The 24,142-nt window shown below is 59.3% G+C and carries 24 protein-coding genes; 10 read left to right on the top strand and 14 right to left on the bottom strand.

The genetic code is table 11. The features are described from left to right. Positions 1 to 72: 72 nt before the first annotated feature. Entirely contained in the window at positions 73 to 1,038 is a 966-nt protein-coding gene (locus AB4O11_RS08195) for a CobW family GTP-binding protein (RefSeq protein ID WP_460130436.1), read from the bottom strand. 29 nt (positions 1,039 to 1,067) lie between these two features. Between AB4O11_RS08195 and AB4O11_RS08200 the strand changes: the two genes are divergently transcribed. Continuing rightward, on the top strand, positions 1,068 to 1,424 hold the full coding sequence (locus AB4O11_RS08200; RefSeq protein WP_460130437.1) for an NADH:ubiquinone oxidoreductase: 357 nt from the start codon (positions 1,068 to 1,070) through the stop codon (positions 1,422 to 1,424). A 4-nt stretch (positions 1,425 to 1,428) separates the two neighbouring features. On the opposite strand, the gene AB4O11_RS08205 is transcribed toward AB4O11_RS08200, so the two are convergent. After that, complete coding sequence (locus tag AB4O11_RS08205; RefSeq protein ID WP_099757563.1) at positions 1,429 to 2,073, bottom strand: DUF1826 domain-containing protein; 645 nt, start codon at positions 2,071 to 2,073, stop codon at positions 1,429 to 1,431. Then, positions 2,073 to 3,278, bottom strand: a complete 1,206-nt coding sequence (zigA, locus tag AB4O11_RS08210; RefSeq protein WP_460130438.1) for a zinc metallochaperone GTPase ZigA — start codon at positions 3,276 to 3,278, stop codon at positions 2,073 to 2,075. The genes AB4O11_RS08205 and zigA overlap by 1 nt, the downstream gene beginning before the upstream one ends. Before the next feature lie 224 nt (positions 3,279 to 3,502). On the opposite strand from zigA, the gene AB4O11_RS08215 reads away from it, so the two are divergent. After that, entirely contained in the window at positions 3,503 to 3,880 is a 378-nt protein-coding gene (locus tag AB4O11_RS08215) for a glutamine synthetase (RefSeq protein ID WP_460130439.1), read from the top strand. Here AB4O11_RS08215 and AB4O11_RS08220 read toward each other — a convergent pair. Further along, positions 3,877 to 5,079: an N-acetylmuramoyl-L-alanine amidase gene (locus AB4O11_RS08220; protein ID WP_460130440.1), complete on the bottom strand. Its 1,203-nt coding sequence runs from the start codon at positions 5,077 to 5,079 to the stop codon at positions 3,877 to 3,879. The genes AB4O11_RS08215 and AB4O11_RS08220 overlap by 4 nt on opposite strands. A gap of 84 nt (positions 5,080 to 5,163) precedes the next feature. Here AB4O11_RS08220 and folE2 point away from each other — a divergent pair, with 84 nt between their 5' ends. Genes folE2 through AB4O11_RS08250 form a run of 6 tightly spaced genes read left to right on the top strand, consistent with a single transcriptional unit; the run spans position 5,164 to position 10,370 of the window. After that, positions 5,164 to 6,060 (top strand): GTP cyclohydrolase FolE2, encoded by an 897-nt coding sequence (gene folE2, locus AB4O11_RS08225; RefSeq protein ID WP_460130441.1) that lies wholly within the window; start codon positions 5,164 to 5,166, stop codon positions 6,058 to 6,060. Next, on the top strand, positions 6,057 to 6,725 hold the full coding sequence (locus tag AB4O11_RS08230; RefSeq protein ID WP_093429590.1) for a metal ABC transporter ATP-binding protein: 669 nt from the start codon (positions 6,057 to 6,059) through the stop codon (positions 6,723 to 6,725). The genes folE2 and AB4O11_RS08230 overlap by 4 nt, the downstream gene beginning before the upstream one ends. Next, entirely contained in the window at positions 6,725 to 7,591 is an 867-nt protein-coding gene (locus AB4O11_RS08235) for a metal ABC transporter permease (protein ID WP_460130442.1), read from the top strand. The genes AB4O11_RS08230 and AB4O11_RS08235 overlap by 1 nt, the downstream gene beginning before the upstream one ends. Before the next feature lie 11 nt (positions 7,592 to 7,602). Next, on the top strand, positions 7,603 to 8,478 hold the full coding sequence (locus AB4O11_RS08240) for a metal ABC transporter substrate-binding protein (RefSeq protein ID WP_460130443.1): 876 nt from the start codon (positions 7,603 to 7,605) through the stop codon (positions 8,476 to 8,478). Next, positions 8,475 to 9,035 carry a gamma carbonic anhydrase family protein gene (locus tag AB4O11_RS08245; RefSeq protein WP_093429587.1) on the top strand — a complete coding sequence of 187 codons (561 nt, stop codon included), beginning with the start codon at positions 8,475 to 8,477 and terminating at the stop codon, positions 9,033 to 9,035. Before AB4O11_RS08240 ends, AB4O11_RS08245 begins: the two co-directional genes overlap by 4 nt. Positions 9,036 to 9,038: 3 nt before the next feature. After that, complete coding sequence (locus tag AB4O11_RS08250; protein ID WP_460130444.1) at positions 9,039 to 10,370, top strand: dihydroorotase; 1,332 nt, start codon at positions 9,039 to 9,041, stop codon at positions 10,368 to 10,370. A gap of 93 nt (positions 10,371 to 10,463) precedes the next feature. Here AB4O11_RS08250 and AB4O11_RS08255 read toward each other — a convergent pair whose 3' ends face one another. Then, positions 10,464 to 10,982 (bottom strand): DUF3617 domain-containing protein, encoded by a 519-nt coding sequence (locus AB4O11_RS08255; RefSeq protein ID WP_034152149.1) that lies wholly within the window; start codon positions 10,980 to 10,982, stop codon positions 10,464 to 10,466. Between the two features lie 131 nt (positions 10,983 to 11,113). On the opposite strand from AB4O11_RS08255, the gene cls reads away from it, so the two are divergent. Continuing rightward, positions 11,114 to 12,553, top strand: a complete 1,440-nt coding sequence (gene cls, locus AB4O11_RS08260) for a cardiolipin synthase (RefSeq protein ID WP_320336108.1) — start codon at positions 11,114 to 11,116, stop codon at positions 12,551 to 12,553. Positions 12,554 to 12,588: 35 nt separating this feature from the next. On the opposite strand, the gene cfaB is transcribed toward cls, so the two are convergent. The 8 genes from cfaB to hflK (AB4O11_RS08300) form a co-directional block, all read right to left on the bottom strand. Continuing rightward, positions 12,589 to 13,776 carry a C17 cyclopropane fatty acid synthase CfaB gene (gene cfaB, locus AB4O11_RS08265; protein WP_116254199.1) on the bottom strand — a complete coding sequence of 396 codons (1,188 nt, stop codon included), beginning with the start codon at positions 13,774 to 13,776 and terminating at the stop codon, positions 12,589 to 12,591. An 84-nt stretch (positions 13,777 to 13,860) separates the two neighbouring features. Further along, positions 13,861 to 14,649: an HvfC/BufC family peptide modification chaperone gene (locus AB4O11_RS08270; protein WP_460130445.1), complete on the bottom strand. Its 789-nt coding sequence runs from the start codon at positions 14,647 to 14,649 to the stop codon at positions 13,861 to 13,863. Then, positions 14,640 to 15,485: an MNIO family bufferin maturase gene (gene bufB / locus AB4O11_RS08275; protein WP_093429582.1), complete on the bottom strand. Its 846-nt coding sequence runs from the start codon at positions 15,483 to 15,485 to the stop codon at positions 14,640 to 14,642. The genes AB4O11_RS08270 and bufB overlap by 10 nt, the downstream gene beginning before the upstream one ends. Before the next feature lie 65 nt (positions 15,486 to 15,550). Next, a complete protein-coding gene (bufA2, locus tag AB4O11_RS08280; protein WP_093429581.1) occupies positions 15,551 to 15,802 on the bottom strand; it encodes a BufA2 family periplasmic bufferin-type metallophore in 252 nt (83 codons plus the stop codon). Between the two features lie 110 nt (positions 15,803 to 15,912). After that, positions 15,913 to 17,820: a heavy metal translocating P-type ATPase gene (locus AB4O11_RS08285; RefSeq protein WP_460130446.1), complete on the bottom strand. Its 1,908-nt coding sequence runs from the start codon at positions 17,818 to 17,820 to the stop codon at positions 15,913 to 15,915. Beyond that, entirely contained in the window at positions 17,817 to 18,866 is a 1,050-nt protein-coding gene (gene hflK / locus AB4O11_RS08290) for a protease modulator HflK (RefSeq protein ID WP_460130447.1), read from the bottom strand. The genes AB4O11_RS08285 and hflK (AB4O11_RS08290) overlap by 4 nt, the downstream gene beginning before the upstream one ends. After that, positions 18,863 to 19,909 carry a protease modulator HflC gene (gene hflC, locus AB4O11_RS08295; RefSeq protein WP_095049602.1) on the bottom strand — a complete coding sequence of 349 codons (1,047 nt, stop codon included), beginning with the start codon at positions 19,907 to 19,909 and terminating at the stop codon, positions 18,863 to 18,865. The genes hflK (AB4O11_RS08290) and hflC overlap by 4 nt, the downstream gene beginning before the upstream one ends. Next, on the bottom strand, positions 19,906 to 21,867 hold the full coding sequence (gene hflK, locus AB4O11_RS08300; RefSeq protein ID WP_460130448.1) for a protease modulator HflK: 1,962 nt from the start codon (positions 21,865 to 21,867) through the stop codon (positions 19,906 to 19,908). The genes hflC and hflK (AB4O11_RS08300) overlap by 4 nt, the downstream gene beginning before the upstream one ends. A 210-nt stretch (positions 21,868 to 22,077) precedes the next feature. Here hflK (AB4O11_RS08300) and lpdA point away from each other — a divergent pair, with 210 nt between their 5' ends. Then, positions 22,078 to 23,478, top strand: a complete 1,401-nt coding sequence (gene lpdA / locus AB4O11_RS08305; RefSeq protein ID WP_116254194.1) for a dihydrolipoyl dehydrogenase — start codon at positions 22,078 to 22,080, stop codon at positions 23,476 to 23,478. A 130-nt stretch (positions 23,479 to 23,608) separates the two neighbouring features. Here the strand turns inward: lpdA and AB4O11_RS08310 are convergent, their stop codons facing one another. Beyond that, a complete protein-coding gene (locus AB4O11_RS08310; protein WP_095119717.1) occupies positions 23,609 to 24,082 on the bottom strand; it encodes an Lrp/AsnC family transcriptional regulator in 474 nt (157 codons plus the stop codon). Positions 24,083 to 24,142 lie beyond the last annotated feature (60 nt).

The raw sequence follows: 24,142 nt of genomic DNA on the forward strand, positions 1-24,142 counted from the left end.
CAGCCTTCGGCAGCTTCTAAAGGGTGCACAAAAATCCCATGTAGGAGCTGCCGAAGGCTGCGATCTTTTGATCTAACCCTCCCGACACCCCAATAGCTCCCGCTGCAACACTTCAACACTCTGTGCCTCAGCGAAGATCAGCTCGAGTCGCGAATCTTTTCGCCATTCGCTGGCTTGCCAGATCAGTTCGGCATTATTCAGAGCATTAGCCGACACCCAACCCTGCGAGCTGTGGATAACCAGTTTCGCCCGCTGCCAATTGAGGCTGGCTAGCCAGTCAGCAATCTGCCGCTTGTCGAACGTCTGTCCCGGATGCCAACGCCAACCAATACTCCAGCCTCCCTCCTGCGCCTGACTCAGGCAAATCGGCAGCGTCGGATCAGTCCAGACGGCCGGCATTTGTCCTAATCCCTTGGGTACGGCCAAATTATCCACACCGTTGACCGCTTTTGCGGCTAGGCCCGGCAGTTCGCCCAGGCTTAGTTGCGCCTCTTGAGTCCAGACCAACGGCACTGCCGGCAACTGACTGGCGATTTTTTCTCTGGCCCTGTCATCAAGGTTTTCAGCCTTGTTCAACAACAGCAGGCCAGCGGCTTTTAAGGCTTCTTGTTGCGCTACCGGCAAGGCTTTCCCTGCCTGCAGCGCTTGAGCATCCAGCACCAACACACACGGCTGCACCGCCAGCACACCTCGCCACGGCGCCTCATTCAACTGGCTAATCAGCTGCGCCGGATGCCCCAGCCCGGACGGTTCGATAAACAACCGATCCGGCTTCGCCTTGCGCAACAACCGCCCCAGGCCAATCTGAAACGGCGCGCCGTTGACGCAACACAGGCAGCCGCCGGCCACTTCGCCCAGTGCGATACCCTCGGCGTCACTCGTCAACAGGGCGGCGTCGAGGCCGATCTGGCCGAACTCGTTGATCAATACCGCCCAACGTTCGCCTTCTGGACGCTGGGCCATGAGTTGGCGAATCAGGCTGGTTTTGCCGGCGCCCAAAGGGCCAGCAATGACATGGGTAGGAATGTTCTGCAACATGGCCGGGAGCTTTCTTGGGAGATTCAAAGATGCGTTGGAGGGGATGGTCGTTGCTGTTGGCGCTGCTGTCGAGTGAAGCATGGGCCCAGGCCTGCGTGGTGCACAGTCAGGGCGAGCGGCTCGACGTCAAAGTCTGTCAGCAGAACCGCAATATCCCGGAGAAACTGTTCAACGACGGTTTCTGCCAGCCGACGCTGGCCGGGCAGAAAGTCAAAGTGCAGTACGTCGACCAGTGCCCGAGCGGTGCATTTGGCGTATGCAGCAACGCGCAAGTCGCCAATATGCCCTATCGCCAGGATATCCACTATTACGGCGTGGCCACGGATGCGGCGTATCTGCAACCGTACTGCGAAGGCCTGAGCCAGGGTAAGTGGCTCAAGCCTTGAGGCGTCAGCCGAGCCAGTCGAGGGTCAGTATCAGACGGCGCTGCCCCGCGTCCGGGTGCGGCGAGCGGTGGATCAGGCCAAAGCCTTCATTGCCGTGCCATTTCTCGCCTTTCAACAGCGCCACGTCGCCGCTGTTGAGTTGCTGGATCTGCACGTGGGGCTCGGCGTTGGCCTGCCCCAGCTGGCTGCGATCCATCGCACCTTCCTTGAGCCATTGGCTGCCAACGCCCGCATAAGTCGTGATCAGTCGCACCGGCACGTGATCGACATGGAAGCGTGGACACATGGCTTTATCCAGTACCCGCAGGCGCAGGCCCACGCGCTTTGCCCCCAGTAAGCAGGCGAATGCGCTGACCAGCCATTTCAGGTCGGCGATAAAGCCCTCGTAGCCTTCCAGATCACGGAAGCCTGATGCCACACCGGTGAGATCAGGCTCGGCGTCCTCATCCGGCAACTCGAGGCACAACGATTCCGCCAAGGGTTCATTGAGCGACAGCAGCAGGTGGGCGAACTCGCTGATGTGCAACGGCAGTTGGCGTTGCCAGACGGCGAGGTTGGTGTCGTCTTCGAGGATTCGCGTCAACGCCTTCGGTGTCGGACCTTGATGCTGATGGCGCGTACGGTTCTGCAGCAGCTTTAGCGCGAGCATCAGGCAGCCTCTTCGTGCCAAGGGCCGAACGGATCGGGCAACAATTGCCAGCCTTCGACACCGAGCGCCATTTCTTCATCGTTGAGCAGGCAGGCATCCAGTTCGGCTGAGAGCTGTAGGAAATCAATATTTTGACCGATAAACACCAGCTCCTGGCGGCAGTCTCCTACGCTCGACAGCCAGTTTTCCATGATGGCAGCGGTGCTTTCCTGATCTTGTGGCCACTGCTCCTTTGGCACGAAACGCCACCAGCGCCCGGCAAAACCGTGGCGCATCAAACCACCGGCTTGCGACCAGCTGCCGGCGTCGGTGGGTTTGCTCGCGAGCCAGAAGAAGCCTTTGGAGCGCAGCAATTTCCCGTTCAGCCAAGGACGATCGATAAAGCTGAAAAACCGTTGCGGGTGAAAGGGTCGGCGGGCGCGATAGGCTGTGGAGGCGATGCCGTACTCATCGGTTTCCGGCACGTGTTCGCCGCGTAATTCCTGCAACCAACCCGGTGCCTGTGCGGCTCTCTCGAAGTCGAAACGCCCGGTGTTGAGGATTTTTTCCAACGGCACCTCACCCATCACCATCGGGATGATTTCCGCTTGGGCGTTGAGACGCTGGAGGATCGCGATCAACTCCTCACGCTCGCGCTGGCTGATCAAGTCGATCTTGCTGATCAACAACACGTCGGCGAACTCGATCTGTTCGATCAACAGATCGGTGATGGAGCGTTCGTCTTCTTCGCCAAGGATCTCGCCACGGGACGCGAGGCTTTCCGCTGCCTGGTAGTCCGGCAGGAAGTTCACACCGTCGACTACAGTGACCATGGTGTCCAGACGCGCGATGTCGGAGAGACTCTGGCCGTGCTCATCGCGGAAGGTAAACGTCTCTGCCACGGGCAGTGGCTCGGAAATCCCGGTGGACTCGATCAGCAGGTAATCGAAGCGATTTTCACGGGCCAGCTTGCTGACTTCTTCCAGCAGGTCTTCGCGTAACGTACAGCAGATGCAGCCGTTACTCATTTCGACTATTTTTTCTTCGGCGCGGTTCAGGCTGACATCACGCTGGACTTCGCTGCCATCAATGTTGATCTCGCTCATATCATTAACGATAACAGCCACGCGCAAACCCTTTCGATTACGTAGTACGTAATTCAAAAGTGTACTTTTTCCAGCGCCGAGAAATCCTGAAAGTACGGTGACGGGCAATTCTGCTGACATTGGATAATCCTCTTCAGAAGGCAGCCAATTGGCGCTTTTACTGGCGCATGGCGTTTTTGCGCTTCCCACGGGTGGATTACGTAGAAAACCAACGCCTTGAAATCGGGCTGCCCAAGCTTAATTCGAATAAATGTTATATTATAACAATAAAAAGAAACCAGCCTTCTCTTGTCTTGATCGACAAACAACAGGAAGCTTCGCCAATCCCGCACCCGGAAATCGCCATGAGAAATGCGCTGAAATGCTCGATGTTGAGCCTTGGGTTGTTGCTGGGCGGCAATGCCTACGCGCAGTTGCCGGCACTCGCCAGCTGCACACGCAGCGCCAACCTGCTGGCTTGTGTCGACGCCGATGGCAACGCTTATAGCGTCAATACCGTAGGCAACACCCTTTATCTGCGCGGTTTTGAGAAGAATGGCCAACGTTATTGGGCGCAGACCAACAGCCGTTTCGGGCAATTGACGTTTTTCACCGGGATCGCCTCTGACGGCGAAGCCTGGGTTGGTTACACCCGACGTGTCGGCTGGACGACCATCAATCGTTTCTCCAGCTCGGGCGGCAGCAGCGCAAAATTCACCTGCAGCCGCATTACCGGCTGTTAAACCTGGGTGTTTTTCTGCGCCTGCTGCCAGGCAAGGTAGCTGTCGATGGGCGGATTCTTTGCAAAATAACGCTGCAATCCTTCAAACAAACCGTTGGCCACGGCCTGCTGATGTCGCGCAGTAACCAGCCGTTGACTGTCGCGCGCATTGGAAATGAAGCCTGTCTCCACCAGAATTGAAGGTACGTCTGGCGATTTCAGGACCGCGAATCCTGCCTGCTCCACACGCTTCTGATGCAGCGTAGTGATGCCGGCCAGACTGCCAAGTACCGTGCTGCCCAACTGCAGACTGGCAGCGATCGTCGCGTTCATCGACATGTCGAGAATCACCCCCGCCAGCATCGGATCCTTATCTTTCAGGTTGAGCAGACTGGTGGCGCCGAGCAGATCCGCACCATTCTCGCGCTGCGCCATGAAACGCGCCGTCGCCGATGTCGCACCGCCCTCAGACAGGCAATAGACCGACGCGCCGGAAGCAGTCAGACGCGGCGCTGCATCGGCATGCACTGAGATAAACATGTCCGCCTTATGCTGACGCGCGATCTCCACGCGTTTGCGCAACGGCACGAAAAAGTCGTCATTGCGCACCAGTTTTACATTGAAGCCCCTCTCTTTTTTCAGGCGTTTGGCGAGCAGTTGCGCAATGGCAAGCACCACATCCTTTTCCCTTTCGCCCTTGGCACCGACAGCACCGGGATCCTTTCCGCCGTGCCCAGGGTCAACGACAACAATGATGTCGCGTCTGGGATGCGCTTTCAGCGCAGGTGTTTCACGTGGAACCATTGGCGTATTTGGCGTTGATTTGGCGCTAACCAGATCCAGAACCAAGCGATGGCCCTGGCCGTCCAGCGGCGCCAAAAGGAAGCTGTTCAACAGCACCGGATTGCTCAGATCCAGAACAATCCGTGTGTCACCGTGACCAAAAGGCCCGGAGCGAATCGAACGAATCACCGTTCCATTTAGCGCGAGCTGACGGAAATCTGCGCCTACGCTCGCACTAGACACATCAATTATCAGACGTTCCGGGGCCGTTAGCGTGAAGGTTTTATAGCGCACCGGGCCGCTTAGATCGAACACCAATCGCAGCTTTGCATCCGAGCGCCATAGGCGCGCATTACGAATTTGCGTAGCTGAAACACTGAAAGGGAGGGCAAGGGCCGCGCTGGCCAGGATGAGATTAAGCAAGTGGCGTCTGTGCATATGAAAGCCTGTTCATGAAAAAGGCGTCGTGATTTGAATTGTTATAATGTAACATTCAATTCAATCAACATGACGGTCCCGAACATGAATTCGATGACACTTCCGGATATCGCCGCGCAGGCCGCACGCCAAACTTTGCCACTCGAATGGGTGGGCATGCGCGGCATTGCGTTACCTGTTTTGTTAGAGGGTCAGCGATTGAGCGCCAAGGCTGATGCGGGTGTCAGTCTTGATGATGGCGAGGCGCGTGGCATTCACATGTCGCGGCTGTATCTGGCCTTGGAAGCACTCGAACAGAAGAACCTGTCCCCAGCGCTACTGCATCAGGTGCTCAAGGATTTCCTGCAAAGCCACGAAGGTTTATCCACCCGCGCCTACCTGAATATCCACACCGATTTGCTGCTAAAGAGGTTAGCGCTGATCAGCCCATTGGCCGGCTGGAAGTCATATCCCGCGAGCATTTTCGCCAGCCTGATAAATGAAGTGTTCCACGTGGAACTCAAAATCGAAGTGCCCTACTCCTCAACTTGCCCTTGCTCAGCAGCCTTGGCGCGACAGTTGATCCAGCAGAAATTCATCGCCGACTTCGCCAACAAAGCTCTACAACACGCCGACGTTCTGGCATGGCTTGGCTCGACCCAAGGCATCCTTGCCACGCCTCACAGCCAACGCAGCACAGCACAATTGCACCTTCACCTCGACGACTTCATTGATGAGTTTCCTCTTAGCGTGATCATCAATGACGCTGAAGCTGCCCTCGGCACCGCCGTACAAACCGCCGTGAAACGCGCAGACGAACAAGCCTTCGCCCTCGCCAACGGGCAGAACCTGATGTTCTGCGAAGACGCGGCACGCCGTCTGAATCTGGCCCTGCGACGTACTCCCGGTATCAGCGCATTTCAACTGCGAGTGATCCACGCCGAAAGTCTGCACGCTCACGACGCCGTCGCCGAAAGCCATTGGCAGCGTGAGCAAGCATGATCCGCTGCCAATCCCTGAGTTGGGGTGCGCCCGGCCAACCACTGACCGTGCCCCTGGACCTTGAACTCGACAGCGGCAGCCTGACGGCGATCATCGGCGCCAACGGCTGTGGCAAAAGCAGCCTGCTGAAAGTTATCGCCGGGCTACAAAAGCCATTGGCAGGCAATGTCGGGCTGAGTGTCCCACGTCAAAGCGGGTTGTCCTTTCTGCCCCAGCAACAGCATCTGGATCGCCAATTCCCCATCAGCCTTGAAGATCTGGTCGCCGCCGGTTTCTGGGGACGCAGGCTCTCGACTCAACTACGAAGCCAGCGCCTGAAAGACGCACTGGCGAACTGGCACCTGAGCGGACTTGAGCAACGCCCACTCATGGCCCTGTCCGGTGGCGAACTGCAACGCGCCCTGCTCGCGAGACTGAGCCTGACCGACGCGCCCGTGCTGCTGCTCGACGAGCCCCACGCCGCACTCGATGAACTCGGTCAGCAGTTGCTCTGGCAGCACATCCACGGCTGGCACGGCGAAGGTCGGACACTGGTCGTCGTGTGTCACGACCTCGCCGCCGTACGCCAACACATCCCGAAAACGTTGCTGATCAAAAACCGCGACTGCGTGTTTGGTGCAAGCGCAGAACTCATTCAGCAAACACCTCACACACAGGTGGCCTGATGCTCACCGTCGCCCACCTCTGGCAACCATTTAATGAGTTCGTGTTCATGCGCCGTGCCCTGCTCGGCGGACTGGTATTGGCGTGCAGCACCGCCCCCCTCGGCGTGTTCTTGATCCTGCGACGGATGAGCCTGATCGGTGACGCCGTGGCCCACGGTATCCTTCCCGGCGCGGCACTGGGTTTCTGGTTTGCCGGACTGAGCCTGCCCGCGCTAACGCTGGGAGGCTTGGGCGCCGGTTTGAGCATGGCTGGCCTCGCCGCCTGGATCACCCGTCGCACGGGCCTGCGCGAAGACGCCAGTCTCGCTGCGATCTATCCGATCTCGCTGGCCAGTGGCGTACTCATACTCGGCATCGCCGGCAAACGCCTCGACCTGTTGCACCTGCTGTTCGGCTCAGCACTGGCCGTCGATGGTCCGACCCTCACCGGCATGTTGTGGGTTTCGGGATTCAGCCTGATCGCCATGGCGCTGATCTACAAACCGCTGCTGCTCGACACCCTCGATCCGTTGTTCTTGAGAACCGTCAGCCGCCTCGGCCCACTCGCCCATGGCGTGTTCCTGACGCTGGTCGTACTCAATCTGGTGATCGGTTTCCGTGCCATCGGCGCGCTGATGGTGGTCGGCCTGATGATGCTTCCCGCTGCGGCTTCGCGATTCTGGAGCCGCCGGCTGCCGACCCTGATTGCCATCGCGGCCGTCATCGGTTGCCTCTCGGTCTGGTTCGGCTTGCTGCTGTCGTTCTACTACTCGTTGCCGAGCGGCCCGGCCATCGTGCTGATCGCCGGTCTTGGCTATCTGTTGTCCGTGGTGTTCGGGCCGGTGCACGGTCTGTTGCGCCGCCCGCCTTTGCTCACATCCCAATGAGGTGCTTCCCGATGCGCGCTCTACTCGTGCTGTTCAGCCTGATGCTGTCGATGTCATTGTCGGCGGCAGAAAAACTGCCTGTGGTCACCAGCTTCAGCATCCTCGCCGACATGGTTCATCAAGTCGGTGGTGAGCATATCCAGATCAGCAATATGGTCGGCCCGGACAGCGATGCGCACACTTACGAGCCGACACCGGATGATGCGAAAGCGCTGCTCAGCGCCAAACTGATCATCAAGAACGGTCTTGGTTTCGAGCCGTGGCTGGATCGCCTCGTGACCAGCACCGAGACCAAAGCCACGGTCATCAGTGCCAGTCACGGCGTGATTCCACGCTCGCTGGATGAAGACGGCGAAACCGTTCCCGACCCGCATGCCTGGCACAATCTGGCAAACGCCGAGTTGTACGTCGCCAATATCACCAAAGCACTGATCGCTGCGGATCCCGCGAACAAGGCCGACTACGAACGCAACAGCAAAACCTACCTGAAGCAGATCTACGCCCTGCTCGCCGAAGCCAAAGCCAAACTCGGTGCGCTGCCACCGGGCAACCGCAAGATCGTTACCAGCCATGATGCTTTTGGTTATCTCGGTCAGGCCTACGGTATCGACTTCATGGCACCGCAAGGCCTGTCCACCGAACGCGACCCCTCGGCTGCCGAAGTCGCCGCGCTGATCACCCAGATTCGCCAGGCCCACGTCAAAGCGGTGTTCATGGAAAACATCAAGGACGCACGCCTGCTCAAACAGATCGCTGACGAAAGCGGCGCGCACATTGGCGGCACGCTGTACTCGGATGCCCTCGCTGCCAGCGGTCCCGCCAGTACCTTCACCGGTCTGTTCGAATACAACCTCAACACTCTTTACGACGCACTGAGCCAACCATGATCCGCAAGAATCCTTCAGGTGATCTGCCCCACATTGCCGAGTCGGCCTACGTCGATAAAACCGCGATCATCTGCGGCAAAGTGGTGATCGGCGAGAACGTCTTCGTTGGCCCCTATGCAGTCATTCGCGCCGACGAAGTAGACGCCTCAGGCGAGATGGAGCCGATCATCATCGGCGCCAATTCGAATATCCAGGACGGCGTGGTCATCCATTCCAAATCCGGCGCGGCAGTGACCATCGGTGAGTACAGTTCCATCGCCCACCGCTCGATCGTGCACGGCCCCTGCGTCGTCGGCGATCGAGTGTTCATCGGTTTCAACAGCGTCCTGTTCAACTGCGTCGTCGGCAACGGTTGTGTGGTGCGGCACAACTCGGTGGTCGACGGTCGGGATTTGCCGGACGCTTTCTATGTGCCCTCGACGACTCGCATCGGCCCGAACACCGACCTCTCGCAATTTCCACCGGTGAGCGTCAGCGCCTCGGAGTTTTCCGAAGACGTGGCGCGCACCAACGTCGACCTGGTGCGCGGCTACAAAGCCTTGCAGAACGAGTTCTGAACCATGAGCAGCGTGCTGATTCGCAACGCAAGGCTGGTCAACGAAGGACGCGAGTTCGACGGCGATCTATTGGTCAGCAATGGGCGCATCGTCAAGATTGCCCGCAGCATCGAAGGCGAAAACGCCAAGGTGGAAATCGACGCGAAGGGCCAATGGCTGCTGCCGGGGATGATCGACGACCAAGTGCATTTTCGTGAGCCTGGTGCGCCAGCCAAGGGCAGCATTCATACCGAGTCGCGGGCGGCGGTCGCCGGTGGCATCACCAGTTTTATGGACATGCCGAATACAAACCCGGCCACTCTCACCCTCGAAGCGTTGGCGGATAAAAAGCGCCGGGCTGCGATCAACTCCGTGGCCAACTACGGGTTTCACTTTGGCGTGAGCCAGGACAACCTCGATACAGTGGCGGCGCTCAATCCGTGTGAAGTCGCCGGGGTGAAAGTGTTCATGGGCGCATCGACCGGCAACATGCTGGTGGACGATCCGAAGATCCTCGAGCGACTGTTCGCCGAGGTGCCGACGATCCTCTTGGCTCACTGCGAGCACACGCCCAGCATCAACGCCAATGCCGCCAACTTGCATGAGCTGTTCGGTGATCGTTTGCCCCCGGCTGCCCATGCGTTGATCCGTAATGCCGTGACCTGTTATCGCTCTTCTTCAATGGCGGTTGATCTGGCGAAACGTCACGGCACGCGCCTGCATGTTTTGCACCTGACCACGGCGCGTGAACTGGCGTTGTTCGAGGACAGACCGCTGGCGCAAAAACACATCACGGCGGAAGTCTGCCTGCACCATTTGCTGTTTGATGATCGCGACTATCCCCATCTCGGCAACCTGATCAAATGCAATCCGGCGATCAAAACCCAATCCGATCGCGATGCACTACGCGCGGCACTGAACAGCAATCGACTCGATGTGATCGGCAGTGACCATGCACCGCATACCTGGGCTGAAAAACAGCGACCTTATGCGCAGGCACCTGCGGGTTTACCATTGGTGCAGCACGCGTTACCGGCACTGCTGGAGTTAGTGGCGGACGAGGTGCTGCCAATCACTACGCTGGTGGCGAAGACCAGCCACAGAGTCGCGGATCTTTTTGCGATTCCCGATCGTGGGTATCTACGTGAGGGCTACTGGGCGGATCTGGTGCTGGTTGAGGCGCAGACGCTGGAGGTCGATCGGCAACCCATTCTGTCGCAGTGCGGATGGACGCCGTTTGCCGGGCGCAGCTTTCGGCATCGGGTGAATGCGACGATGGTGTCGGGGCAGATTGCCTGGCGGGAGGGTCGGGTGAACGAGGGATGTCGGGGGCTGGCGCTGAGGTTTATGCGCTGAATACGAAGACGCTTTCGCGAGCAGGCTCCCACATTAGACTGCATTTCAAAGGTGGGAGCGACGGTACGACGATTCGACCTGCTCGCGAAGCTTTTAAGCTCTTGGCTTCACAGCGCCGCAGTCCTGACCCAACCAAACCGCGCGAGTCTCCAGACTGCCCTTCTGATTGATCCCGATCGCATTGAACGTGCCGTTGGCCACGGTGGTGAATTCACGATCACTGAGGAACGTCGCCACCCCGGTACCCTGCGCTTTCGGGCAACTGAAACGGAATTTCCACTGGTTGCCCGTGCGGTCGGTAATCTGCTGTTTGCAGCCCGATTGCGGGTCGGCCAATGGAATATCGTTGGTCGCCACCTGCTCCGGCGTCAGACAGGCACGAATGCCCTTGCCGCCGATATTGATCCCGTTCTTCTCCAGCGCAGCACGCTGTTGCGGGGTCATCTGGCCTTGCAACTGGCCGAGGATCGATTGCACATCCATCGGCTGGTCATCGACCTTGACGTTGCTCGATGTCATTTCCCACAGCCCCGGCTGCAGCATCTGCGCCTGCGCAACCACCGGCAATGCCAAACCCAGGCCCAGCGCCAAACCCAGCAGACGAACGTTCATCGAAAAACTCCTGATCAGTAGTGGCCGTTAGACGTCGGCCGATTGCTTCGGTTCATGCCCCAATTAAATAGCGACATTCGCGGCAGAACATGGTCTGTTAAGCATTGAATCTTCCGGAGCAAGGCTGCCCCATGGATTATTTTGGACCACACATTTTCGGTTATCTGATCGCCCTGATACACACCCTCGGCTTGATCGCCGCAATTCACGCGGTGCTCACCGTGCGCACGGCTCAAGGCTCGATCGCCTGGGCATTGTCGCTGATCTTCATTCCCTATCTCACGCTAATTCCGTACCTGGTGTTCGGGCGCAGCACCTTTGATGGTTACATCAAGGCACGACGCCAGGCCAACGAACAGATGCGTCAGGCCATCTCCGAGTTGAACTGGCGTCCGTGGGTGGAAGAAGCGCTGACCGCGCGTGCCTCGAATGCCTACGCTTCGTTACGCGCAATGCCCAAACTCGGACGCATGCCGTGTCTGGCGAATAACGAAGTGCAATTACTGGTCAACGGTGCAGCCACGTTCGAGGCGATTTTCCACGCCATCGATCAAGCCAGAGAAGCCGTGCTGATTCAGTTTTTCATCATCCACGATGATAGGCTCGGTCAGGGTTTGCGTGATCTGCTACTGAAGAAGGCCGCTGAAGGCGTATCCATCCATCTGCTTTACGACCGCATCGGCAGCCATGCCCTGCCCCACAGCTATGTGCAGACGTTGCGTGATGGCGGCGTCGAGGTCAAAGCCTTCGCCACACGCAGTGGCTGGCTCAATCGCTTTCAGGTCAACTTCCGTAATCACCGCAAGATCGTCGTGGTCGATGGAGTGGTCGGGTTTGTCGGCGGGCATAACGTTGGCGATGAATACATGGGTGAAAAACCACCGCTGGCACCTTGGCGCGATACGCATGTGAAGGTACGTGGCCCGGTGGTCGCCTGCATGCAGGAATCCTTTGCCGAAGACTGGTTCTGGGCTGCGCGCGCACTGCCGCCACTGATCCTGCCTGACGAGTACCCGGATGACGGCGTGCTCTGCCAATTGCTCGCCAGCGGCCCGGCGGATGCCTACGAAACCTGCTCGTTGTTCTTTGTCGAAGCGATCCACGCGGCGACCGAACGGGTGTGGATCACCAGCCCGTATTTCATTCCGGACGAAGCCGTATTCGCCGCACTGAGGCTGGCCGTATTGCGTGGCGTCGACGTGCGATTGCTGCTGCCGTCGCGTCCCGATCACCGCATCGTTTACGCCGCGTCCAGTCTCTACGCCTTTGAAGCCGTGCGCGCCGGCGTACGGGTATTCCGCTACGAACCCGGTTTCCTGCATCAGAAAGTGGTGTTGATCGACAGCGAGATCAGCGCGATCGGCAGCGCCAATCTGGACAACCGTTCGTTCCGGCTGAATTTCGAAGTGATGCTGCTGACCGTCGACAGTGACTTCGCCGCCAGCGTGGAGAACATGCTCAGCGCCGATTTCGCGCAAGCCTACGAGGTCGCCAAAGAAGAAAGCCGGGAGATCCACCGCCTGCAACAGGTCGGCATGCGGATCGCCCGGCTTATTTCACCGATTCTATGAAAGCCCTCACCGGTAAGAAAAGGACTGCTTAGCGGTTAAGGGTTGTAGATATCGTCGCGCGTCCACGGCAGTTCATGGCTGCCATCCGCATGCGCCTTCACCGCGAGGATCTGGTGCAGATTGATCCAGCCGCGCGCAAACGCATAAGCGCAGCCGGCCAGGTACAGACGCCAGATACGCAGCGCTTGATCCGGCACCAGTTTGCCAGCGGCTTCCAGGTTGTCCTCCAGCCGCTCACTCCAGTGGTCCAGCGTGCGCGCGTAGTGCAGGCGCAGGCTTTCGACGTCGACAATCTCCAGACCGGCTTCGCTGATCTCGGCCGATATCATCGCCAGGTGCGGTAATTCGCCGTTGGGGAAGACGTATTTCTCAATGAAATCCCCGGCACCACGTCCCACCGGGCGGCCGTCGGTGTGCTTGGCGGTGATGCCATGGTTCATCACCAGACCGCCCTCCTTCACCGCGCCAAACAGGGTTTTGCAGTACTCGGCCAGGTTGGCATGGCCAACGTGTTCGAACATGCCGACGCTGACTACCTTGTCGAAACGCCCGTCCTGAGGCAGGTCGCGATAGTCGAGCAATTGCAGTTCGACCTGGTCTTCCAGGCCTTCGGCTTTGACCCGCTCGCGGGCCAGTTCCAGCTGTTCCTTGCTCAGGGTGATGCCGAACACTTTCGCCCCGAACTCCCGCGCGGCATACCTGGCCAGCCCACCCCAGCCGCAACCGACATCCAGCAGATAGTCACCCGGCTGCAAACGCAGCTTGCGGCAAAGGTGGCGGAATTTGGCTTGTTGCGCCTGCTCGAGGGATTCGCTGCCGGTTTCGAAATACGCGCAGGAGTAGGCCATGTCGCTGTCCAGCCAGAGCTGGTAGAACGCATTCGACAGATCGTAATGGTAGGAAATGGCTTTGGCGTCGGTTTCCTTGTCGTGCAAGGTACGCACTGGCTGACTGTCGTCATCTTCGCCGAGCAACGCGTTGCTCAATTCGTCGCAGACCCGGATGACCTCGCTGATCGAGCCCTCCAGTTCCAGCTTGCCTTCAACGAATGCCGCTCCGAGCGTGTCGAGGCTTGGATGGGTAAACTGGGTGACCATCGTCGGGTCCTTGACCACGATGGTGACGCTGGGCGCCGGCCCCAGATTGAACTCATGGCCATCCCAGAGTCGCAGGCGCAGCGGAAGCTGCAGATTCTGTAAGGCCGGTGGAAGTTGCGCGAGCATGGAAAATCCCCCTTGTTTCAGACGTCAGATCTGAGGGTAGACCATCCCGAAAAAATAGCAGGCTATCGATTTGATTAACCTTGTCTATCGTTGCAGACGCTCCAGCAAACCATCCTGTATCCACTGTTTCAACCAGGTAACCGCTTGAAGTGGCGCGCCCTCACCATAAGTGACTGCTAACTCGGCGCACAGTTCGGCGAAATTCCAGCCACCGTTGAGTATGCCCATGAGAGCTGAGGCTTCGGCTGAATCCAGGCTGCGGTAACTGCAGATCAACTGGTTTCGCCAGATCAGACAGATCTGTGGGATTTCGATCGGCGCGCTTTCAGGGAATTGCGCTTCTTCCTTTACCGAGCGCCATAAAGAAAGGCTGTTGAAACGGCACTCCAGCCGTTGCATGGACGGCACCGCTCTGACGCGTAATTCGGGCCACTCCTCCGGAGCCAAGGCCGCCATGGCCTCAATTGTCAGCGGCTCAGCGGCAGGTGCATCGAAAGCCAGGGTGAAGGCCCATTCGAGCGCAATCAGCTCGGCCAGCGGCGCGCTCTGTTCCGGCACCAGATGCTCGCGGACGAAGCCTTCGAAGCCTTTACCCAACCAGCGCAGGCTGAAGTGCGCAGACGGATACCGATAGATGTAAGCCATTGCGAGGCGGTCGAATTCCTCATCGCCCAGCCAGTGCAGGCTCGTGGGAAAGTCATTGCGCAACACGTCCAGCAAACGCGCCTTGTAAGCATTGTGGTAGATCGCCAGTCCCGTGCCGACATCCAGTGTCGGGCCACTGATCAGGCTCTCGCTCAACGTCGGATTCGCGTTGGGGTCTTCTTCGAGCAGAAACGCTTCAAACGCCAGTTGCCAGTCTTTCAGGAGCATGGTTGCCTCCGCGCAAGAACCTTGTTCCCGAGCTGACGGGCCGTTTGTAGTTCATCAAGCAGCGCTTCGAAGGGCGGAAAATGATCGTCGCGTTCCAGCAACGTGGCCACCGGGCCGAAATGTTCGAGTGTGCGTTGATAGAGCGCCCAGACCGGATCGCTCACCGGATGGTCGTGGGTGTCGATCACGTAATCGCCGTAATCGCTGTGCCCCGCCAGATGCAGTTGGCGGACTTTATCAACGGGCAGGCTGCTGATGAAGTCCCATGGATCGAAGCCATGATTACGTGAACTGACGTAGACATTGTTCACATCCAGCAGTAATTCGCAGCCGCTCACATGGCTGAGCAAAGCAAGAAACTCCCACTCGGTGAATTCGTCAGAGGCGCCGCGCACGTAACTGGAGACGTTTTCCAGCACCAACGGGCGCTGCAGAATGTCCTGAACCTGCATCACCCGAGCAGCAATGTGGACCAGGCTTTCTTCGGTGTAAGGCAACGGCAGCAAATCGTGTAGCTGATGGGCATTGCCGCGGCTCCAGCACAGGTGATCAGAAATCCATGCCGGTCGGACGCGTTCGGCCAATTGTTTGAGTTGTTTGAGGTAGTCAGGATCGAGGGCATGCGGCCCGCCGATGGACAACGATACGCCGTGCATCACCAACGGATAGCGTTCGGCGAAGGCATCGAGGTAATACAGAGCCTTGCCGCCCTGCACCATGAAGTTTTCCGAGACCACCTCGAACCAGTCGACATCCGGCGACTGCTCAAGGATCTGTTGATAATAAGCACTGCGTAAACCCAGGCCATAACCCAGAAAAGGAAAAGAGGCGGACATGTGCGGACTCCTGATAAAAAGTGGCCGCAGTGGCGCAAACCACTGCGGCAACACTTGCCGGTCAGTTATTCGCCGACCTTGCCACCGGCTTTTTCGCACGCCGCCTGAGTCATTGCCTTGAAGCCCTGGCCTTTGCAGGCGCCCATGCCTTTACAGGCGTGGTCTTTGGTTTTGCAGTCGTTCTGGCCTTTGCAAGCGGTCACGCCGTAGCAGTGAACGTTGGCATCGGCGGCCATCGCGTTGGAGGCAACACCGGCAAACATTGTGGCGGCAGCCAAAGCGAGAGCGGCACCAGCAGCAGCGGTCTTGATGGTCATTTTTATTATCCTCGGTAATCGTCAGGGGTGTCGGCTGGAAGGTTGTTCAGTCCCGACATAGCACTAGAGAGAGCGGCCCCGACGGCGTTACAGAGGATCGAAAAATAATTTCAAAGATCGTTCTTGAGCTTGAGCAACGGCTCCTGAAAGCGCAGCAAGCGCCCGGCATTCCCGAGGACCAGCAACGTGCTGAGGTTGTGCAGCAGCGCGGCGATCATCGCCCCGGCGGCACCCAGCCAACCGAAAGCGGCAAACACGACAATGGCCAGCGTCCAGCCCAGGCCGATGATCACATTGACCTGCAACGTCCTGCGGCACTGGCGGCTAAGCCGCACACATGTACCGAGACGGCGCAGGTCACTGCCGATCAACACGATGTCGGCTGAGGCCAGCGCGATGTCCGCTCCGCCCGCGCCCATCGCTACACCGACCACGCCCGCCTTCAGTGCGAGGGAATCGTTGATACCGTCACCGACTACCATCGGCCGGAAACCATTGTTGATTTCCTTGAGTACGTGATTGAGTTTGTCCTCGGGCAGGGCTTGGGCTTGCACCTCATGCAAGCCGACCTCGCTGGCCAGCGATTGCGCCACGCTTTGGCGATCGCCGGTCAGCAGCAATTGCCGGCCAAGACCCAACTCGCGCAATTCGTCGAGGGCAAAACGCGCTTCCGGTTTAACCGTGTCGGCAAGCAACAACCAAGCGAGGAATGCACCGTTCAATGCCAACCCGGCAATCGGACCGTCGTGATCGGGAACCGTCGTCGTGGTGATGCCCAGTTGCGCGAACAACTCCGGTCGGCCCAACGCGGCTTCGCCTTGCGCGGTCATGGCCACTACGCCGAGGCCCTGACGTTCGTGGATATCACTGAGTGCCAAACATTCTTCCTGACTGACCAACCCTGCGAGCGCACGACTGACCGGATGACTGCTTGCCGCGCCAAGGCTGGCGGCAAGCGCGATGATCACGGACGAATCTGCACACGGATTATTGATCGACTGCAGGCGCAGGGTGCCGAAAGTCAGGGTGCCGGTCTTGTCGACCACCAGCGAAGTCAGGTCGGCCAGTTCTTCAAGGAACGCCGAACTGCGGATCAGTATGCCGTGACGTGCGGCCACCGCCACACCCGCAATCGCCGTGGCCGGAGCCGACAGCACCAACGCACACGGACAAGCGGCGACCAATACCGCAAGCATCGCTTGCGCATCGTGAGTGATAAACCAGGTCACTGCCGCCAGCAGCAAGACCAGCACCATATAGCTGCCAGCGTAACGTTCGAGCAACCGGGTGATTGGCGGTTTCGAGCGCTCGGCGTTCTGCATCAACGCAATGACCTTGCCCAGCGTCGACTCGCCACCGGTGCGCGTCACTTCAATACGCAACAGACCGTCGAGGTTGATCGCACCGCCGAACACCGACATGCCGACACCCGTCTCGACCGGCACCGATTCACCGGTAATCGATGCAGTGTCGAGACTGGCCTGACCGGATAACACTCGACCATCTGCGGGAATCCGATCACCGGCGCGCACTTCAACGGTGTCGCCGGCTTTCAACGTGCCGTTGTCCACTTCGATGATCGAGCCATCCACTTGCACCTTGCGCGCATGGCTGCGCGTCAGTTGGCCAAGGGCATGGATCGCCTCTTGCGAGCCGATGACGCTGCGCTCCTCCAGCACATGGCCAAAGATCATGATGATTGGCAGCAACGCCGCTGTCAGCAAGTCACCAGTCGCCCATGCACCGAGCATAGCCAGGGCAATCAGTTGATCGGTGATGCCGTGCAAGCTCGGATAGCGCAGGCTGTACCACGCCGAGCGCATTACCGGCACGCCAACCAATAAAGATGCAAACCCAAGCAGCAACTGACTGACACCGGTTTGCTCGGGCATCTGCCAGCGCCAGATCAGACCCAGACCAAGCAGGCCCAGCGCAAGCATGGCCAAGGTCAGTTGCCGTGCAGCACGGCGTTGTTCTGCCGAAGACAACAGGCTCGGTGCGGCGGTGGTCGCAGTCATTTACTGGCTCCCTGAATGATCAGACGGGAATCGTCTTTCGGGTCGACCGTGGTCACCGATCCGGCCTGGCCGAGTATTTTCGGCATGCGCTCGCGGTACAGGCGCAGGAGCATTTGCGGGTCGGTAGTGTTGGCCAGACTCAACACCGTGGCTGTGTCGGCTGAGGCTTTGGCCAAGCGCTCACCAGCCTGCGCGTGAGCGACTTGTAGCGTGCGGTCGGCCTGTTCATTGGCGGTCTGGGTGAGTTTTTCGGCGTCGGTGCGTGCATTGGCCACAGCTTTGTCGGCTTGCTGACTAGCGGTCAATACCGCGTTGAAAGCACTGACCGCCGGATCGGGCAGACTCGATTGCACATCCACCCGCGCGACTTCGATGCCGATGCCCTGCCCGCCTGCCTTCAACTCGGCCAAGCGTTTGTTGATGCCTTGCACCAGATCGCCACGCAGTTTTTCCCGACGTTCCGCGGCTTGATTATCAGCACCGATCAACTCCGGTCGAGCGACCAGAATGGTGTCCAGATCGCGTGCGGCCGTCAGCGCCACCGCGCTGCGTGTCACCAGACGATCCAGCGCCGGCAAGACATGCTCGCCCTGCAACACGAAGTCGTAAGGATCAGTGACTTTGTAGAACACCCGCACATCCAGTTGCACCACGCCGGCATCACCGGTCAATAAATAACCGGATCCGGCCAGCGCATCACTCAGGGGGGTGGCAAAGGAAGCGACCCGATCGGCCTTCAGCGCCTCATCACTGCGCAACAGATTCTCGACGCGACGCTCGATCACCCGATCGGCTGCCGGCAGCAAAATCACCTGTTCGAATGGCTGCGGCCAGGCCAATAGCAGACCGGCATTCTGGATGCGATCCAGCGCGCCGAAATGCAAAACCACGGCACGATTTTGCGGATCAATTTGCCGCACATTGGAAAACACCCAGACCAATGCAGCCAGGATCGTCACCGCGTACAAGGCAAAAAATGCCAAACGCCCCGCCTGAATCCATGGACTGTTCAGCGAAGATGTTCCACGTGGAACTTCATCATTCATGGCTGCGATCCGGATTTGCTGTCGAGTGTCGGCGGGCCGTCGACCAATACTCGAAATGGCGCGGCGTCGGTGCGCAGAATCAGTTTGGTGTCCGGCGTAACGATGGTGCCGAGGGTGTCCAGCGAGCGCAGCAAGTTGTAAAGCTGCGGTGAACTGGCGTAAGCACGGCCATAAATCTGCGCAGCTTCGACACGAGACTGCGCTTCGATCTCTGCCGCTTTTACCGTCGCGTCAGCCTGCACAATTCGCGCATCGCGCTCAGCTGCGGAACGGATTTGCGCGGCCTCACGTTTGCCGATCGCCGTGCGTTCAGTGGCAATTGTTTCACGCTCGGCGCGCATGCGATCGACCGTGGCAGTGAGTGTCACCGACGGCAAGGTCAAACGCTCGATGCCGACTTGCACAACCCGCACGCCATACGTCGCGAGCAATTGCTGATCGATCTGCTGGCGCAACTGCGCTTCGAAATCGGCGATACGCACCTGACTGGCATCGGTGTTCACCAGATTCGCCAGATCAAAACTGCTCGCGGTGGTTTCCAGCGCCGAGCCGACAAAGGTACGAATCTGCCGCGCCGCTTCGTCCGGCTGATTCTGCACCGCACGCATGAAACGCTGCACATTGTCGGCATCGCCCTGCACCTGCCACGCCACGTAGGCCTGCACAATGATGCGCAAGCCGTCACGGGTGCCGACATCCTGCAAGCCACTGGACGTCGTGCGCAAACGCAAGTCGACCGGAATCGCCGCCTCGAACGGCGCTGGCCAACGCCAGCTCAAACCCGGATCAAGCAACACCCGCGCAGGGTTACCAAAACGCGTGATGACCGTGGCCTCGCCCGAGCGCACTTGCACCAGGCTTGCCGCCGCGATGGCGAACGCCACCAGCAATAGGGCCCAACTCATGCGTCGCCACGGGAAAGGCCCTGCCTCTTCCGGCGCACCGTGGTGATGGTGATGATGCCCATGATGATGGTGATGTCCGCCGTTGCCATGATCGTGGCCGCTGTGATCATGCGGTTCGTGAGTATGCGACTGGCTCAATGGGCGACTCCTGGTTGAGCGGTGGTACGCGCGGGCGTCGGGTCAGCCGGCAGCGTGAAGGTCCGCAAGTCGATGGTCGGCGCATTGCTGCTGCCCCCGAGACGATGGTCGAGTACCAGCAACTTGGCCTTGCTCAGCCCTTGGCTGAGCTGACCGAGGTATTGCTCCAGCACGAAAGCCTGGCCGGCACTGGCGTAAGCTTTTTGCTCGGCGCTGAATTTCAGATCCGCCGCCTGCGCAGTAGCATTGATTTCCCGAGCATTGGCGCTGGCCTGATCGTGAGCCAGGCTGGCCTGCAATTGCGCCTGATTACTCGCCTCGGCCGCCGCGCCACGCTCGCGGGAGATCAATGCCTGCGCGCCGATCTGCGCGGCTTGCACGCTGTGATAGGCATTGGCAGCACCGGCCGGCGGGTGAATGGCTTCGACGACCGTGGCGAGAATCTCCACGCCACTGTTGAGTGTTTGCAGATCACGCTGCACCGCGCGACCAATCTCATCGCCCAGCCCTACCCGGTCTTGACCAAGTAAGCCGTCCAGCGTGCGCGAGGCAAAGTCGTGCACCAGAATCCGGCTGGCGGTGCTGCGAATCAGCGTTGGCACATCGGCGCTGTTATACGTCGCCGCCAGTGCGGCCTGATCGCTGAGGCCGATGCGATAGACGAAGCGCACGTCCATGTTGACGATCTGCAAGCTCTGCTGATCGCCACGGCTGCTGGCGATCACTTGCGATTTGTCGTTGACGTGGCTGGCGTCCCACAAACGGTTGGCGGTCATCGGTGCCGGACCCTCAGCAGGGTCGGCTTGCAGCGGGACCGGGTTGTCGCCGACGCTGGTGGCCAGTTCATGCACCACGCCGTTTTCGATGATCCGCACCCGCCCCAGCGGCCAGGGTAAGCCGCTGTGCAACCCCGGGCCGAATACCTGCACCGGTTTGCCGAAGCGCTCATAAATACCGCGTCCCTGTAGCGGAATTTCATGGATCCCGGTGAGCAACCAACCCACTGCGGCTACTAGCACCAGCACCGGTAGAAAAGCACGGCGCATGTAGCTGAACGCCCAGATCTGGCGCAGATCGATGCCAAAACGGTTGTGCAATTCATGCTGCAACGCGAGTAAAGGTTGTGGCGGCCAGCGCAACATATCGGCGACAAAACTGCGCGCCAGCAGGCGCGGCTCAAGCTGCTCGCGACGAGGGCTGAACACTGAAAGAACGGCGCGCAATAACAACTCGATCGCGACCAATCCCGGCAAGATACCGATCAGGGCAGCGACACGAACTGGCCACACCGCATTCTCGCCAGCGAACAACAAACACAGTGCGCCTAGCACCAGGCTAATGATCGCCACACGCGTCAGTTGCGCGAGTGAAACCGCTTCGGGCCATTGCGCCGGGTTTTCCTGGGCCAGTTGCCGCTCCAGCACCAGCAGACCGAACGCCAGCAACAATGCCAGCGCTGCGCCCACCGTTGCCGATAAACCCACCGCAGCGGCCGGCAACGTCAGGTTCCACACTTGCTCGATGCTCAGCACCGTCAGCAGCGCCCAGCCCCCCAACCACAGCGTCGCCGCGCCGATCTGACCAAGCAAATGCAAACCGCGCTGACTCAAGCGATCCAGCAGCCGCTCATACCACCCTTGCGGCGCGGGTTGTTCCTCCACGGCAAGCGGCGCCAGCACCACAGGATTGATAACCCGCGAGCGCCACTGTGTCACCCACCACGCCGATTGCAGCCCGGCAACCAGCACCAGCAGCGCGGCGCTCTGATTGACCAGCAGCGGCAGCCACAATGATTGCGGGGCAAACAGCCCGACAAAGAACGCCAGCACCCACCCTGCCCCGGCCAGTCCGCCGAGGCCGATCGCCCAGCGGCGCAGACGCCGGCTCTGCACGGCCGCCTGTTGAAAGCGCGGCAGTGCGGCCACTTGCGTGCCATCCACTTCCAGATCGACTTGCATATCACCCCAATTCATTAGCCAACACTGCATATCGTTACGATATAACGAAAAGCGTGAAATATTCGTACACAATTACGCTTATTCAAAGATGCCCAACCTGTCGCTTGGCTGAAGCCTTGACCGAAATGTCCGCAAACGCACATATTACGTTCGTAATTTTTATCCGAAACTACCGTTAGCGATCTGCATCCATCCATCAGGAGCAAGCACATGAGCAACTATGACGTAGTGATTCTGGGCGGCGGCCCGGGTGGTTATAACGCGGCGATCCGCGCCGGCCAGTTGGGGCTCAAGGCCGCTTGCGTCGAAGGCCGGGCAACCCTCGGCGGCACCTGCCTGAACGTTGGTTGCATGCCGTCCAAAGCCTTGCTGCATGCATCAGAGCTTTACGATGCGGCGATGGGTGCGGAATTCGCCAACCTCGGCATCGAGGTCAAACCGACGCTAAACCTTGTGCAAATGATGAAACAGAAAGACGAAAGCGTGGCCGGCCTGACCAAAGGCATCGAATTTCTGTTTCGCAAGAACAAGGTCGACTGGATCAAGGGCTGGGGCCATATCGACGGCCCCGGCAAGGTCACGGTGACCGACGATCAGGGCGGCAAAGTCGAACTGACCGCCAAGGACATCATCATCGCCACCGGTTCCGAGCCCACTCCCCTGCCCGGTGTCGAGATCGACAACAAACGTATCCTTGATTCGACCGGCGCGCTTTCCCTGAGTGAAGTGCCCAAACACCTGGTGGTGATCGGGGCCGGTGTTATCGGCCTGGAGTTGGGCTCGGTGTGGCGGCGGCTCGGCGCGCAGGTCACCGTGGTCGAATACCTCGACCGCATCTGCCCGGGCGTCGATGGCGAGGCCGGCAAAACCCTGCAACGCTCGCTGAGCAAACAGGGCATCGCATTCAAGTTGAGTTCGAAAGTCACCAGCGCCACCGCTTCCGCCAACGGTGTGCAACTCAGCGTCGAGCCGGCCGCTGGCGGCACTGCCGAGTTGCTGGAAGCCGATTACGTGCTGGTCGCTATCGGTCGTCGCCCGTACACCCAGGGCCTCGGTCTGGAGAACGTCGGCCTGAGCACCGACAAACGCGGCATGCTCGCCAACAAACAGCATCGCACCGAAGCCGCCGGGGTCTGGGTGATCGGCGATGTGACCTCCGGGCCGATGCTCGCGCACAAGGCTGAAGACGAAGCGATGGCTTGCGTCGAGCAGATCCATGGCAAGGCCGGCGAGGTCAATTACGACCTGATCCCCAACGTGATCTACACCAAACCGGAACTGGCCAGCGTCGGCAAGACCGAAGAACAGCTCAAGGCTGAAGGACGCGCCTACAAGGTCGGCAAATTCCCGTTCACCGCCAACAGCCGGGCGAAGATCAACCACGAGACCGAGGGGTTTGCCAAAGTCATCGCCGACGAGCGCACTGATGAAGTCCTCGGCGTACACCTGGTCGGTCCGAGCGTGAGTGAAATGATTGGCGAGTTTTGCGTGGCGATGGAGTTCAGTGCTTCGGCGGAGGACATTGCGTTGACGTGCCATCCGCATCCAACGCGGTCAGAGGCGTTGCGCCAGGCGGCGATGAATGTCGAGGGGATGGCGACGCAGATGTAAGCAAAAAAGTATGTGGTGACTGGGCGTCTGCTATCGCGAGCAGGCTCACTCCTACAGTTGATCGCGTTTGTTCAGAAGCATCGCGATCAATGTGGGAGCGAGCCTGCTCGCGATTGGGGACAACTCGGTCTCAGGCAGGAAGATGCCCCAGCGGCAACGCCCCCGGCGTCTTCACCGTGTGAATCGCAAAGTTGCTGCGGATGTCACTCACCCCCGGCAGTTTCAACAGGCAGCCGCTGAGAAAACGGTCATACGCACGCAAATCCGGCACCACCACTTGCAGCAAAAAATCCGACTCCCCCGACACCAGAAATGCTGAAATCACTTCCGGCAATGCCGTCACTGCGGTGTAAAACGCCTCGGCCTGTGCATCGTTGTGGCGCTCGACCTTGACCCCGACAAACACCGTCAGTCCCAGCCCGACTTCATCGCGATCGAGATTGGCCTGATAACCGCGAATCACCCCGGCCTCCTCGAGCATCCGCACCCGGCGCAGACACGGTGAGGCCGACAAGCCGATTTCGTCCGCCAGCTCGACATTGCTCAAGCGTCCGTTGCGTTGCAGCGCCGCGAGAATCTTGCGGTCGAAGGCGTCGAGTTTCATGGTTGGCAGATCCTGATAGTCGGGGCGTTGAAAACCAGCAGATTATGCCAAAGCAGCAGG

The sequence above is a fragment of the Pseudomonas sp. H1_D05 genome (assembly GCF_054682705.1).